Source organism: uncultured Halovibrio sp., from assembly GCF_913056445.1.
Lineage (GTDB): Bacteria > Pseudomonadota > Gammaproteobacteria > Pseudomonadales > Oleiphilaceae > Halospina > Halospina utahensis_B.
On sequence record NZ_CAJXMA010000023.1, the window covers coordinates 24,851 to 36,988 of the forward strand.

Annotated in this window: 12 protein-coding genes; 9 read left to right on the forward strand and 3 right to left on the reverse strand. The window is 64.2% G+C overall.

Translation table 11 applies throughout. The annotated features are described in order from the left end of the window. Positions 1–161: 161 nt before the first annotated feature. On the reverse strand, positions 162–1,157 hold the full coding sequence (locus QZ501_RS06765; RefSeq protein ID WP_295718233.1) for an LLM class flavin-dependent oxidoreductase: 996 nt from the start codon (positions 1,155–1,157) through the stop codon (positions 162–164). A 169-nt stretch (positions 1,158–1,326) separates the two neighbouring features. Here QZ501_RS06765 and QZ501_RS06770 point away from each other — a divergent pair, with 169 nt between their 5' ends. Together QZ501_RS06770 and QZ501_RS06775 are read left to right on the forward strand one after the other, a co-directional pair. Next, positions 1,327–3,150: a monovalent cation:proton antiporter-2 (CPA2) family protein gene (locus QZ501_RS06770; protein WP_160898024.1), complete on the forward strand. Its 1,824-nt coding sequence runs from the start codon at positions 1,327–1,329 to the stop codon at positions 3,148–3,150. 80 nt (positions 3,151–3,230) lie between these two features. Further along, a complete protein-coding gene (locus tag QZ501_RS06775; RefSeq protein WP_151438971.1) occupies positions 3,231–4,889 on the forward strand; it encodes an FAD-binding dehydrogenase in 1,659 nt (552 codons plus the stop codon). On the opposite strand, the gene QZ501_RS06780 is transcribed toward QZ501_RS06775, so the two are convergent. Together QZ501_RS06780 and QZ501_RS06785 are read right to left on the reverse strand one after the other, a co-directional pair. Next, on the reverse strand, positions 4,882–5,079 hold the full coding sequence (locus tag QZ501_RS06780; protein ID WP_095617541.1) for a hypothetical protein: 198 nt from the start codon (positions 5,077–5,079) through the stop codon (positions 4,882–4,884). The genes QZ501_RS06775 and QZ501_RS06780 overlap by 8 nt on opposite strands. Then, positions 5,072–6,127: an SO_0444 family Cu/Zn efflux transporter gene (locus QZ501_RS06785; RefSeq protein ID WP_295718239.1), complete on the reverse strand. Its 1,056-nt coding sequence runs from the start codon at positions 6,125–6,127 to the stop codon at positions 5,072–5,074. The genes QZ501_RS06780 and QZ501_RS06785 overlap by 8 nt, the downstream gene beginning before the upstream one ends. 149 nt (positions 6,128–6,276) lie before the next feature. On the opposite strand from QZ501_RS06785, the gene QZ501_RS06790 reads away from it, so the two are divergent. The 7 genes from QZ501_RS06790 to truD all read left to right on the forward strand — a co-directional run. Continuing rightward, positions 6,277–7,905, forward strand: a complete 1,629-nt coding sequence (locus QZ501_RS06790; protein ID WP_151438973.1) for a CTP synthase — start codon at positions 6,277–6,279, stop codon at positions 7,903–7,905. Between the two features lie 24 nt (positions 7,906–7,929). Continuing rightward, on the forward strand, positions 7,930–8,775 hold the full coding sequence (kdsA, locus tag QZ501_RS06795; protein WP_295718243.1) for a 3-deoxy-8-phosphooctulonate synthase: 846 nt from the start codon (positions 7,930–7,932) through the stop codon (positions 8,773–8,775). Positions 8,776–8,974: 199 nt separating this feature from the next. Beyond that, on the forward strand, positions 8,975–10,273 hold the full coding sequence (gene eno, locus QZ501_RS06800) for a phosphopyruvate hydratase (RefSeq protein ID WP_295718246.1): 1,299 nt from the start codon (positions 8,975–8,977) through the stop codon (positions 10,271–10,273). A 31-nt stretch (positions 10,274–10,304) separates the two neighbouring features. Then, entirely contained in the window at positions 10,305–10,577 is a 273-nt protein-coding gene (locus tag QZ501_RS06805; RefSeq protein ID WP_077530768.1) for a septum formation initiator family protein, read from the forward strand. Between the two features lie 9 nt (positions 10,578–10,586). Beyond that, the gene (ispD, locus tag QZ501_RS06810; protein ID WP_295718248.1) at positions 10,587–11,318 is read left to right on the forward strand and encodes a 2-C-methyl-D-erythritol 4-phosphate cytidylyltransferase; all 732 of its coding nucleotides are present in this window, start codon (positions 10,587–10,589) and stop codon (positions 11,316–11,318) included. Further along, positions 11,315–11,809, forward strand: coding sequence for a 2-C-methyl-D-erythritol 2,4-cyclodiphosphate synthase (gene ispF / locus QZ501_RS06815; protein WP_192497230.1), 495 nt, complete (start codon positions 11,315–11,317; stop codon positions 11,807–11,809). The genes ispD and ispF overlap by 4 nt, the downstream gene beginning before the upstream one ends. Beyond that, positions 11,806–12,138, forward strand: a 333-nt coding sequence (gene truD, locus QZ501_RS06820; RefSeq protein WP_295718252.1) for a tRNA pseudouridine(13) synthase TruD, incomplete at its 3' end; no start/stop codon positions are given. The genes ispF and truD, both read left to right, overlap by 4 nt.

Here is a 12,138-nt window from a genome sequence, read left to right on the forward strand (position 1 = left end):
TGCCTCTCCTTCTGGTTCCCTGTTTGTTGTTTTAACGCAGACCTGACAGGGTCATCCAGCTTGATGAATGTCACAGTCTTCAAGCTAGGTTACCGGGGCGGAAGGTGCAATTGAACAGATGTTGAGCATCGGTAACACTGTGTCACCGATGCGCTGGGCGTTCAGGTGGAGAGGTTCCCGAGCGCGTCGGCCGCGATGCCAAATGAGTGCTTACGGGCGTCGTGATCGTGGATCTGGCCGGTCAGGATCAGCTCGTCCGCGCCGGTGCGTTCCAGGAAGGCCTTCAGCCAGCGCTCCACCGTCTCCGGCGAACCGACGGCTGACTCTTTCAGGGCGTGACGGGCAGTGCCGAGTTCGGCCCGGCTGCCCAGGCTGTCAGGGTCATCCACTGGAGGCTGGAGTGGTCCAGGGGTCCCCCGCCGCAGGGCAATGAACTGCTGTTCCATGGAGGTCATGAGCCGGCGGCCTTCCATGTCCGTATCCGCGGCGAAAACGTTGGCGGCGGCCGCTACATAGGGCCTGGCCAGGCGTTCCGATGGCTGGAACTGCTCGCGATAGACCCGGATGGCTTCGTCCAGCATGTCCGGTGCGAAGTGGGAGGCAAAGGCATAGGGCAGCCCCAGCGCCGCCGCCAGCTGGGCTCCGAAAAGGCTGGAGCCGAGGATCCAGACGGGCACCCGGGTACCGGCGCCTGGAACGGCCTGAACACGCTGGCCCGGCTGTACTGGTTCCAGGAAATGCAGCAGCTCCTGTACTTCCTGCGGGAAGCGGTTGGCCGCCGAATGATGGTCCCGGCGCAGGGCGCGCAGGGTTTCCTGATCGGTACCCGGAGCGCGCCCCAGGCCGAGGTCCACGCGCCCGGGGTAGAGGCTCTCCAGGGTGCCGAACTGTTCCGCCACCACCAGCGGCGCATGGTTGGGGAGCATCATTCCGGCGGCTCCCACTCGGATGCTGCTGGTATTGGCGGCGATGTGGCCAAGTGCCACCGGCGTGGCCGCGCTGGCGATACCGGTCATGTTGTGGTGCTCCGCCATCCAGAACCGGCTGTACCCAAGGGACTCGGCGTTTTGGGCCAGGTCGGCCGCGTTGAGCAGTGCCTGCCGCGGCGTGCTGCCTTCATTCACGGGGGCGAGATCGAGCAGGGAATAGCGCGTCATGGTCGCTCCTGATACGGGTTCAGGTCACACAGTAGCGAGCCGGTACCGTTGCCGGCAATACGGGGTTGCCGGCGGGCTTCGCAACGGCCTTCAGCGTCTGTAGTATGCCCCTGTTTTCCAGCGTGGCCCGAGTGAGCCCCGATCGAACCGGCTTTAAGGAGTGCGTGCATTGGATTTCCTGCTGGAAGTAACCCTGTTCCTGCTGGCGGCGGTGATTGCCGTGCCCATTTTCCAGTGGCTGGGGTTCGGAGCCGTGCTCGGGTACCTGGTTGCCGGTGTCATCATGGGCCCGTCACTGTTCAGTGTGATCGACGATGTCGAGAGTATGCTGCGCTTCGCCAAGATCGGGGTGGTGCTGTTGCTGTTTCTCGTGGGACTGGAGCTGGCGCCGCAACGGCTCTGGGTGATGCGCAGGAACATCTTCGGTCAGGGGATGGCCGGCGTGCTTGTGTGTGCCATCCCGATGGGCGTAGTCGCCTGGGCCGGATTCGGTCTGGACTGGCAGACGTCGCTGATCATCGCGCTGGGTCTGGCGTTCTCCTCCACGGCCTTCGCCATGCAGGTGCTCTCCGAGCATAATGAGCTTTCCTCGCTCCATGGCCGCAGCGCCTTTGCCATGCTGCTGTTCAAGTACATTGCGCTGCTGCCGCTGCTGGCTGCGATTCCGCTCATGGGTGAGGGCAGTACCGCGTCCATGGACCCGCTCGGAATCGCCCAGGCCATTGCCCGCACCCTGGTGGTGCTGGTCGCGGTGATCGTTGGCGGCCACTACCTGCTGCGGCCGGTTTTCCGCACGGTGGCGCGCATCGGTGCACGCGAGACCTTCACCGCTACCGCGCTGCTGGTGGTGCTCGGGGTGTCCCAGATCCTGAAGATGGCCGGCATGCCCATGGAGCTGGGGGCCTTTCTGGCCGGCGTACTGCTGGCGGACTCCGAATACCGGCATGAGATCCATCTCTCCATCGAGCCGTTCAAGGGGCTGCTGATGGGGCTTTTCTTCATGTCCGTGGGCATGTCGGCCGATCTGCACATGCTGGCGGATATGCCCGGGCTGGTGTTCGGTATCACTGGCGGGGTGCTGCTGCTCAAGATCACCGTTCTCTATGCTGTCGGGCGGCTTGGTGGGCTCGATGACAAGGGCAGCAGGGCACTCGCCGCACTTATGCCCCAGGGTGGTGAGCTGGCGTTCGTGCTGTTCTCCATGGCCATGACCTACGGGGTCATGAGCGAGTCCGTGACCGACGTATTGTTTGCGGTGGTGATCCTCACCATGGCCGCCACGCCCTTCACCTTCCTTTTCAATCGTCGGATTCTGGATCCGATGCTGGCCACCTCGGAGATCGACGATCGGCCCTATGATTCGGTGGGAGAGGATGAGGAAAAGCCCAAGGTTCTGATCTGCGGCTTCGGGGGCTTTGGCCAGATGGTGGGCCGACTGCTGCACAGCGCCGAGATCCCGTTCTCCGCGCTGGATGCCAACCCCCTGCAGGTTGATTTCATCCGCCGTTACGGGCACCGCATCTACTATGGCGACCCGGCACGCGTGGACCTGCTGACAACCGCAGGCGCCCGGGATGCACAGGCCATCATTGTCGCGGTGGAGAATGCGGAGTACTCCATGCGCATCGTGGACCATGTCCGGCGCAACTTCCCGACCGTTCCGGTCTACGCCCGTGCGCGCAACCGCCAGCACGCCTGGCGCCTGATGGATCTCGGCTGCCGGGTGATCACTCGCGAGACCCTGTCGGGCAGCATGCACATGGGCGAGCAGCTGCTGCAGATCTTCGGCTGGGATGAGGATGAGGCCCGCGAAGCGGTGCAGGTCTTCCGGGATCACGATGAGGAGGAGTTGCGCAAGTACTACGCCATCCATCAGGAGAAGGGCAGCCGTAACCCCAGTGACCAGGAAATCATCGACGAACTGGAGGGGCTGTTCCAGTCGGACGAGGCGGAATCCATCGATCCGGACAGTCTTCAGCACTCGAGCAGCTGATCCCGTCTCCTGAAGTGTCTTGAATCTGTTGCTGCTTTCGTTCAGTTTTGCACAACAATAAGCACAACAACGAGGTAGTTATGGCTCAGGATGCGGATGTCATTGTGGTCGGCGCCGGCCTTGCGGGGCTGGTGGCGGCTACGGAGCTGGCCGATGCGGGTCGGCGTGTTCTGATTGTGGAGCAGGAGTCCGAACAGAATCTGGGAGGCCAGGCGTACTGGTCGCTGGGTGGGCTGCTGTTCGTCGATTCGCCCGAACAGCGGCGCATGGGTATCAAGGACTCCCCGGAACTGGCGTGGCAGGACTGGTTGGGTACGGCCGGCTTTGACCGGGACGAGGACTACTGGCCGCGCCGTGTTGCCGAGGCGTACGTGAACTTCGCCGCGGGTGAGAAGCGCGCCTGGCTGCGCGAGATGGGCCATCGTGTCTTTCCGGTGCTGGGCTGGGCCGAGCGGGGTGGTTATGACGCCTGCGGTCACGGCAATTCCGTACCCCGGTTCCACATCACCTGGGGGACAGGCCCCGGTATTGTTGAGCCCTTTGAGAGGCGGGCCAGGGAAGCGGAGGCCCGGGGGCTGATCCGGTTCTGCTGGCGTCATCGTGTGGACGAGCTGCTGACCACTGGCGACCATGTGGATGGTGTGCGTGGCAGTGTGCTGGCTGATGACCGGGCCGAGCGGGGCGTTGAGACCAACCGGGAGGAGAAGGATGACTTCGAGTTCCGGGCCCAGGCCGTGATCGTGGCCTCGGGGGGCATTGGCGGCAATCATGAGATGGTGCGCCGCAACTGGCCGGAACGGCTCGGGCGCCCGCCCCAGCGTATGGTCAGTGGGGTGCCGGCCCATGTGGACGGGCGCATGATCGATATCACCGAGGCTGCCGGCGCGCGCGTGATCAACCCGGATCGGATGTGGCACTACGTTGAGGGCATCCAGAACTGGAATTCTATCTGGCCGAACCACGGCATCCGCATCCTTCCCGGTCCGTCCTCCCTCTGGTTCGATGCCACCGGCCGGCGTTTCCCTGCGCCCCTGTATCCTGGCTCGGATACCCTGGGGCAACTGGAGTACATCCAGTCCACCGGCTACGACTACAGCTGGTTCATCCTGGACCAGAGCATCATCAAACGTGAGTTTGCCCTTTCAGGTTCCGAGCAGAACCCGGACATTACCGGCAAGAGCTGGGCACAGACCCTGAAGCGGCCCTTCGGCAGGAAAGGTACTGGCCCTGTTGAGGCCTTCAAGGAGAACGGGGTGGACTTCGTGGTCCGGGACAATATCGAGGATCTGGTTAAGGGGATGAACGAACTCAGTGGCGACCACCTGCTGGACCCGGCGGACATCCGCCGCCAGATCGAGGCGCGCGACCGGCAGCTGACAAACCCCTTCACCAAGGATTTCCAGGTCATGGCCATGCACAATGCCCGGAAATTCTCCGGTGACAAGATGGTGCGCACGGCCAAGCCGCACCGGATGCTGGACCCGGCCCACGGCCCCCTGATCGCGGTGCGGCTGAATATCCTGACGCGCAAGACACTGGGCGGCCTGGAAACGGACCTGGAGGCCCAGGTTCTCAACGAACAGGGTGAGCGTATCCCCGGCCTCTATGCAGTGGGGGAGGCGGCCGGCTTCGGTGGCGGCGGCATGCACGGTTACCGTGCGCTGGAAGGCACCTTCCTGGGTGGTTGCCTGTTCTCGGGCCGTAATGCGGGGCGGGCCGCGGCGAAAGCCGTCATCTGACCGGGAGGTCGCGGCACAGGCCGCACTCGCCCTCACTCTGTTCCTCGGTTGCACCACCGCTCTCAACATAGCGCAGGCGGTGGCGGGCCCGACCGCGATTGGCGCTTACCTGGTAGCGCCGCGGCTCGTGTCGCTGCTCCGCTTCATCCTGTTGCGCCGGTACGGCGTCTGTTTCTTCAGGTTCAGTCATCGTGGGTCTCCCTGATGAGAGTGCGCCGGAGCCAGGGCACGGCCATTATCACCAGAAGGGCGAGAGCGCTCCATTCCAGCCAGGCGGGAATCCATTCCTGAACCCCCTGGACCGAGCCCTGGATGTCCAGGTTAAAGCCGGCAATGACGGCGTCGGTCGCCAGCCCCGCTGCAACAGTGCTCACCACGATGCCGGTGAGGTAGAGGAGCAGTGCCCCGGTGCCCATTTCTCGCTGGAAAATGCTGAGAGTGGCCAGGCTGGTTACAGGGCCGGCGAGCATCAGAACCAGCGCGGTGCCGGGGGATAGCCCTTCCAGCATCAGGGCTGCTGCAATGGGGGTAGTTGCGGCGGCGCACAGGTAAAGGGGGACGCCGATCAGCGCCATCAGCAGCATGGGGCCGATGCCGCTGCCCAGCACCGCCAGCCCCTGGGGCGGCGTCAGCGTGATCAAAAGGCCGGCCACGGCCAGGCCAATGGCAATCCAGACGCTGATGTCGTCGAGCATCTCGGTGAACGCGTAGCGCAGGCCGTGGCGCAGCCCCGGGGCTGTTTCATCGGCGTCCGCCATAACATCGCCGCCGTCACAGCCGGAGGAGCAGCAACCGGAGTTGCAGGCTGCCTCCGCGGGTTCCGCGGCGGTTGCACCGCCGTGGCTCAGGGCGGTCAGCAGGCCGGTACTGATCGCTGCGACAACTGCGCCCAGCGCCCTGGCCACCATCATGAAGGGACCCATCAGCACAAAGGTGAGTGAGAGTGAATCAACGCCCGCGCCCGGCGTACCCACCAGAAAGGAGGTGGTCGGGCCGCGCCCGGCGCCACCCCGGTAGAGCGCCAGCGCGGTCGGAATGGCGCCACAGGAGCACATGGGCAGGGGAACACCCAGGACGGCACCCCGCATGATGGGCCGGATGCCGTCGCCGCTGAGCCACTGCCGGATGCGCGCCCGGGGCACCAGGCCGCGCACCAGCCCCGCCACCAGCAGGCCCAACAGCAGCCAGGGAGCGGCGAGCAGCGTCATCTCAACAATCGCGAACACAAGTTCCTTCATACGCACAGTATAGAGGTCGGCATGCCGTTATGGTGTAGCGCCTTTTGCAAATTGAGGCTCGACCCCCTTTCTGGTAGCCTGTCATCCCATCTTGAGGCGACGCCTCCCTCCTCCTCACAACTGGCAATCGGGCAGAATACGGGATTCGCATGACGCGCTATATATTTGTCACCGGCGGGGTTGTGTCCTCGCTCGGCAAGGGCATTGCATCAGCATCACTGGCCGCCATCCTCGAGGCACGTGGCCTCAGGGTCACCATCCTCAAGCTCGATCCCTACATCAATGTGGATCCCGGCACCATGAGCCCGTTCCAGCATGGCGAGGTCTTCGTCACCGAGGATGGCGCCGAGACGGATCTGGACCTGGGTCACTACGAGCGCTTCATTCGCACGACCATGAGCAAGCGCAACAACTTCACCAGTGGCCGGGTCTACGAGGAAGTCATCCGCAAGGAACGCCGTGGCGACTACCTGGGCGGGACGGTGCAGGTGATCCCGCACATCACGGATGAAATCAAGCGTCGCATTGTCGAGGGCGCCGGTGACGTGGATGTTGCCCTGGTGGAGGTTGGCGGTACCGTCGGTGACATTGAATCCCAGCCCTTCCTGGAGGCCACGCGCCAGCTGCGTGTCGAAGTCGGGCCCCAGCGTGCGCTCTTCATGCACCTGACGCTGGTGCCCTACATCTCCACTGCCGGCGAGGTGAAGACAAAGCCGACCCAGCACTCCGTTAAGGAGATGCGTTCCATCGGCCTGCAGCCGGACATTCTGTTGTGCCGCTCCGAGCATGAGGTGGACGCCAGCTCGCAGCGCAAGATCGCGCTCTTCACCAACGTCGAGGAGCGGGCCGTCATCCCGCTGTGCGATGCGCCCAGCATCTACCGTGTGCCGCGCATGCTCCACGAGATGGATCTGGACCAGCTGATCGTTGAACGCTTTAACCTAAACGTGGGTCCGGCGGACCTGTCCGAATGGGACCAGGTGTTTGAGTGGGAGCAGAATCCCGACAAGACAGTGACCATCGCCATGGTCGGCAAGTACATGGAGCTGCTGGATGCCTACAAGTCCCTGATTGAGGCACTGAGCCACGCCGGGCTGCACACCAGGACCGACGTTAAGATGAAGTACGTCGATTCCGAGGACCTGGAACGCGAGGGCGAGGCGGCCCTGGAAGACGTTGACGGCATCGTGGTACCCGGTGGCTTCGGCGAGCGGGGGGTGGAAGGCAAGATCAGCGCCGTGCGCTACGCGCGTGAGAACGGCATTCCCTACCTGGGCATCTGCCTGGGGATGCAGGTGGCCGTTATCGAATACGCCCGCAACATCGCCGGGCTTTCCGGGGCCCACAGCACCGAGTTCCGCAAGGACTCACCGTACCCCGTGGTGGGCCTGATCACCGAGTGGGTGGACGAACACGGCCAGCTGGAAAAGCGCGGCGAGGATTCCGATCTGGGCGGCACCATGCGTCTGGGCGCCCAGGACTGTCGACTTGAACCGGGAACCACATCGCATCGGTGTTACGGCAAGGACGTGATCCGCGAGCGCCACCGCCACCGGTACGAGGTCAACAACCTGCTTCTGCCCAAGCTGGAGGAAGCGGGCCTGCGCGTGGCCGGGCGCTCCGGCGACAACAGCCTGGTGGAAATGGTGGAAGTCCCGGAGCACCCGTGGTTCGTCGCCTGCCAGTTCCACCCGGAATTCACATCCACGCCGCGTGATGGCCATCCGCTGTTCAAGGGCTTTGTGGAAGCCGCGCTGGCCCGCAGGGGCGAATCCTGAACCCGACTGCCGAGGGCGCTCACCATGGCGTATAGCACCATCGACATCGCTGACCTGAGCATCGCCAACGACCGCCCGTTCACGCTGTTCGGCGGCATGAACGTGCTGGAATCCCGGGAGCTCGCGCTGGAAGTGGCGGACGCCTACAGCCAGGTAACCGCCCGGCTGGGCATTCCCTATGTTTTCAAGGCCTCCTTCGACAAGGCCAACCGCTCCTCCATGCATTCATTCCGCGGCCCCGGCCTGGAAAAAGGGCTGGCCATCCTCGAGGAAATCCGCGACCGCTACGGCGTTCCGGTCCTGACCGACGTCCACGAACCGCACCAGGCGCAACCGGCCGCCAACGTCTGCGACGTGATCCAGCTGCCCGCGTTCCTGTCACGCCAGACCGACCTGGTGGTCGCCATGGCCCGGACCGGCGCCGTCATCAACGTCAAGAAAGGCCAGTTCCTCGCGCCCCAGGAAATGAACCACATCATCACCAAGTGCGGGGAAGCCGGTAACGAGCGGGTCATACTGTGCGAACGCGGCACCAGCTTTGGCTACAACAACCTGGTCGTGGACATGCTCGGTTTCGGCGCCATGAAGAAACTCGGTGTGCCGGTGTTCTTCGACGTCACCCACGCCCTGCAGATGCCCGGCGGCCGCGCCGACTCCGCCGGCGGGCGCCGCGAACAGGTCACCGAACTGGCCCGCGCTGGCCTGTCACAGGGCTTGGCCGGCCTCTTCCTGGAAGCGCACCCGGATCCGGATCAGGCCAAGTGCGACGGCCCTTGTGCACTAAGGCTCGAACAGCTGGAGCCTTTTCTTTCGCAACTCAAACAACTGGATGATTTGATCAAGGGGTTTGAGCCGCTGGATACAGCGTGACCAACAAGGTTTGAAGAGGTGGGGAAGGCAGTCCTTTACGGGATTGTCTGGAGCCATGGATGGCGGAAGACAAGCGTACAGGGATGTATTTACAGCGTATCCCGTAAAGGACTGCCTTCCCCACCTCCTGAAATGACTTTCAGACTCGATTTCATTTCCTGAATCACTGACTGATTCAAAGATAAGAGAGGTTGAACGGATGACAACAATCGCCAACATCAAGGCCCGCGAGGTCCTCGACTCCCGCGGCAACCCCACCGTCGAAGCCGACGTGATCCTCGAATCCGGCCAGATCGGCAGCGCCTGCGCACCCTCCGGCGCCTCCACTGGCTCCCGGGAAGCGCTCGAACTGCGCGACAAGGACAAGAACCGCTACCTCGGCAAAGGCGTACAGAAAGCCGTCGCCGCCGTGAACGACCGCATCCGCGGCGCCCTCAAGGGTATGGATGCCGCCGACCAGCGCGCCATCGACAATGCCATGCTCGAGCTCGACGGCACCGACAACAAACAGAACCTCGGCGCCAACGCCATCCTGGCCGTCTCCCTGGCCAGCGCCAAGGCCGCCGCCACCGCCCTGGGCAACCCCCTGTACGAACACATGGCCGAAATCAACGGCGCCGCCGGCCAGTTCTCCATGCCCGTGCCCATGATGAACATCCTCAACGGCGGCGAGCACGCGGACAACAACGTCGACATCCAGGAATTCATGATCCAGCCGGTGTCCGCGCCGACCTTCCGCGAAGCCCTGCGCTGCGGCGCCGAGGTGTTCCACAGCCTCAAGAAGGTCCTCAACAGCAAGGGCCTGAACACCGGTGTGGGCGACGAAGGCGGTTTCGCGCCGGACCTCCCGTCCAACGAAGCTGCGCTCGAGGCCATCCGCGAAGCCGTGGAAGGGGCGGGCTATACCCTCGGCAAGGACGTCACCCTGGCGCTCGACTGCGCCTCCTCCGAGTTCTACAGTGACGGCGTTTACGACCTGAAAGGCGAGGGCAAGCAGTACAACGCCGCCGAGTTCAGTGACTATCTTGCCGGCCTGTGCGACCGCTTTCCGATCGTCTCCATCGAGGATGGCATGGACGAAGGCGACTGGGACGGGTGGAAAACCCTGACCGAGCGCCTGGGCAGCAAGGTCCAGCTGGTCGGGGACGACCTGTTCGTGACCAATACCCGGATCCTCAAGGAAGGCATCGACAAGGGCGTCGCGAATTCCATTCTTGTGAAGTTCAACCAGATCGGCAGTCTCAGTGAAACCCTGGATGCCATTCGCATGGCGCAGGATGCGGGCTATACTGCGGTTATCTCGCATCGTTCGGGCGAGACCGAGGACACCACGATCGCGGATCTGGCCGTGGCCACCAGCGCCGGGCAGATCAAGACCGGGTCCCTCTGTCGTTCCGATCGGGTGGCGAAATACAATCAGCTGCTGCGGATTGAAGAGCAGCTCGGGGATCGGGCCGAGTATCGCGGTCTGACCGAAATCAAGGGGCAGGGGGGCTGAGGCACCCCTGACGCGTCAGGGAGCGTCGTGCATGAAATGGTTGTGGGGCATTATGGCCGTGCTGACCCTGCTGCTGCAGGTCCGGCTCTGGGCGGGTGAGAACAGCCTGCCCCACGCCTGGGCCCTGCAGGAGCAGATCGATGAGCAGAAGACCATCAATGCCGGGCTCCGTCACCGTAACGAGGAGCTGTTCGCCGAGGTGAACAACCTCGGCGACGGCACCCGTGCGATCGAGGAGCGCGCCCGTCGCGACCTCGGCATGATCGGCGAGGATGAGACCTTTTTCCTGGTTGTGGAGCCCTGAACCGTATCCATGCCGCCCAATGCCGCCTCAGACGGCCTCCCCCCAGCCATTGTTATACCCGCCGCGGGCGTCGGTGCCCGTGTCGGGGGCGAGCGCCCCAAGCAGTACCAGTATCTCGGTAACGCCTTCCTGATCGACGTCACCCTCGAGCGGCTGGCCCGGGCAGTGCCTGGCGCAGCCCTCATGGTGGCTCTGGGGGCCGGGGATGGCTGGTGGGCGTCTACCCGCAGCGCGGCGGCAGACTCCGTCCGTACCTGTATTGGCGGCGCCACCCGTGCCGAGTCCGTGCTGAACGCTCTGCAGGCGCTGGCACTTCCTGAGGAGCACCCCGTACTGGTGCACGATGCCGCCCGCCCCTGTATCACAGGAGGGGATATCCACGCCCTCATGGAAGGGGCTGGCTGCAGTGAGGCCGGAGGCCTTCTGGCCCAGGCAGTCACGGATACGATCAAGGAAGTGGATGGGGCCCGCCATGTGCTGGCAACCCGGGACCGGAGCCATCTCTGGCGGGCCCAGACCCCCCAGCTGTTTCCCGCCGGGGTGCTGGAACGGGCGCTGCTCAGGGCCGCGGCAGCCGGGGCGCCGGTAACGGATGAGGCCTCGGCGGTGGAACATCTGGGCCTGAAGCCGCTCGTGGTACCGGGCCGGGCGGACAATATCAAGGTGACCCATCCGGGGGACCTGGCCATGGCGGCATGGCTGATCGAACAACAGCAACAGGCCGGAGGGGCCGTAACATGATACGAGTCGGGCAGGGGTTCGACGTCCACGCCTTTGAGGAGGGCGATCATATCCGCATCGGTGGCGTGGTCATCCCTCATGATCAGGGACTGCGAGCGCATTCGGATGGAGACGTGCTGCTGCACACCGTCAGCGATGCCCTGCTGGGGGCCATCGCCCTGGGCGATATCGGCCACTGGTTTCCCGATACCGAACAGCGCTGGCGGGATGCGGACAGCCGTGCGCTGCTGCGCGAGGTCTATCGTCAGGTGCGGATGCAGGGCTACCAGCTGGTCAATATTGATGCCACAGTCATGGCACAGGCGCCGAAGATGGGTCCCCATGTGGATGCCATGCGCCACAACATCGCGGAAGACCTGGCGGTGAACCCGGAACGGATCAGCGTGAAAGCCACCACGACCGAACGGCTGGGGTTCGTCGGGCGCGCCGAGGGCATTGCGGCCCAGGCGGTCTGTCTGGTCGAAAGCCGTCGCAGCGGCGGGGGCTCGTGACGGGCTGGCGCCTGGACTGGCCGCGGGCCGGGGGAGAACCTGTCGGAACCGGCCGCATCCGTGTGGACCCGGGGGATTTCGGGGTTACTGAGAACCTGGGGTGGTCTCCCGACGGTGAGGGCGAACACCTTCTTATCCAGCTTGAGAAAAGCGGTGACAACACCGATTGGGTTGCCCGTGGGCTGGCGCGCCTCTGTGGCTGTCCTGCAGCAGCGGTGGGTTATGCGGGGCGCAAGGATCGCCATGCCGTCACCCGCCAGTGGTTCAGCCTGCCCTGTCCGCCCGGGAGAGCGGATGACGTGCTTCAGGCTGTTTCCGCGCAGTGGCGG

What these genes read in the sequence shown, in the direction of transcription:
- QZ501_RS06765 (WP_295718233.1), bottom strand. Translation starts at nt 1,157, where the DNA reads ATGACGCGCTATTCCCTGCTCGATCTCGCCCCCGTGAATGAAGGCAGC.
- QZ501_RS06775 (WP_151438971.1), top strand. Translation starts at nt 3,231, where the DNA reads ATGGCTCAGGATGCGGATGTCATTGTGGTCGGCGCCGGCCTTGCGGGG.
- QZ501_RS06780 (WP_095617541.1), bottom strand. Translation starts at nt 5,079, where the DNA reads ATGACTGAACCTGAAGAAACAGACGCCGTACCGGCGCAACAGGATGAA.
- QZ501_RS06785 (WP_295718239.1), bottom strand. Translation starts at nt 6,127, where the DNA reads ATGAAGGAACTTGTGTTCGCGATTGTTGAGATGACGCTGCTCGCCGCT.
- QZ501_RS06790 (WP_151438973.1), top strand. Translation starts at nt 6,277, where the DNA reads ATGACGCGCTATATATTTGTCACCGGCGGGGTTGTGTCCTCGCTCGGC.
- kdsA (WP_295718243.1), top strand. Translation starts at nt 7,930, where the DNA reads ATGGCGTATAGCACCATCGACATCGCTGACCTGAGCATCGCCAACGAC.
- eno (WP_295718246.1), top strand. Translation starts at nt 8,975, where the DNA reads ATGACAACAATCGCCAACATCAAGGCCCGCGAGGTCCTCGACTCCCGC.
- QZ501_RS06805 (WP_077530768.1), top strand. Translation starts at nt 10,305, where the DNA reads ATGAAATGGTTGTGGGGCATTATGGCCGTGCTGACCCTGCTGCTGCAG.
- ispD (WP_295718248.1), top strand. Translation starts at nt 10,587, where the DNA reads ATGCCGCCCAATGCCGCCTCAGACGGCCTCCCCCCAGCCATTGTTATA.
- ispF (WP_192497230.1), top strand. Translation starts at nt 11,315, where the DNA reads ATGATACGAGTCGGGCAGGGGTTCGACGTCCACGCCTTTGAGGAGGGC.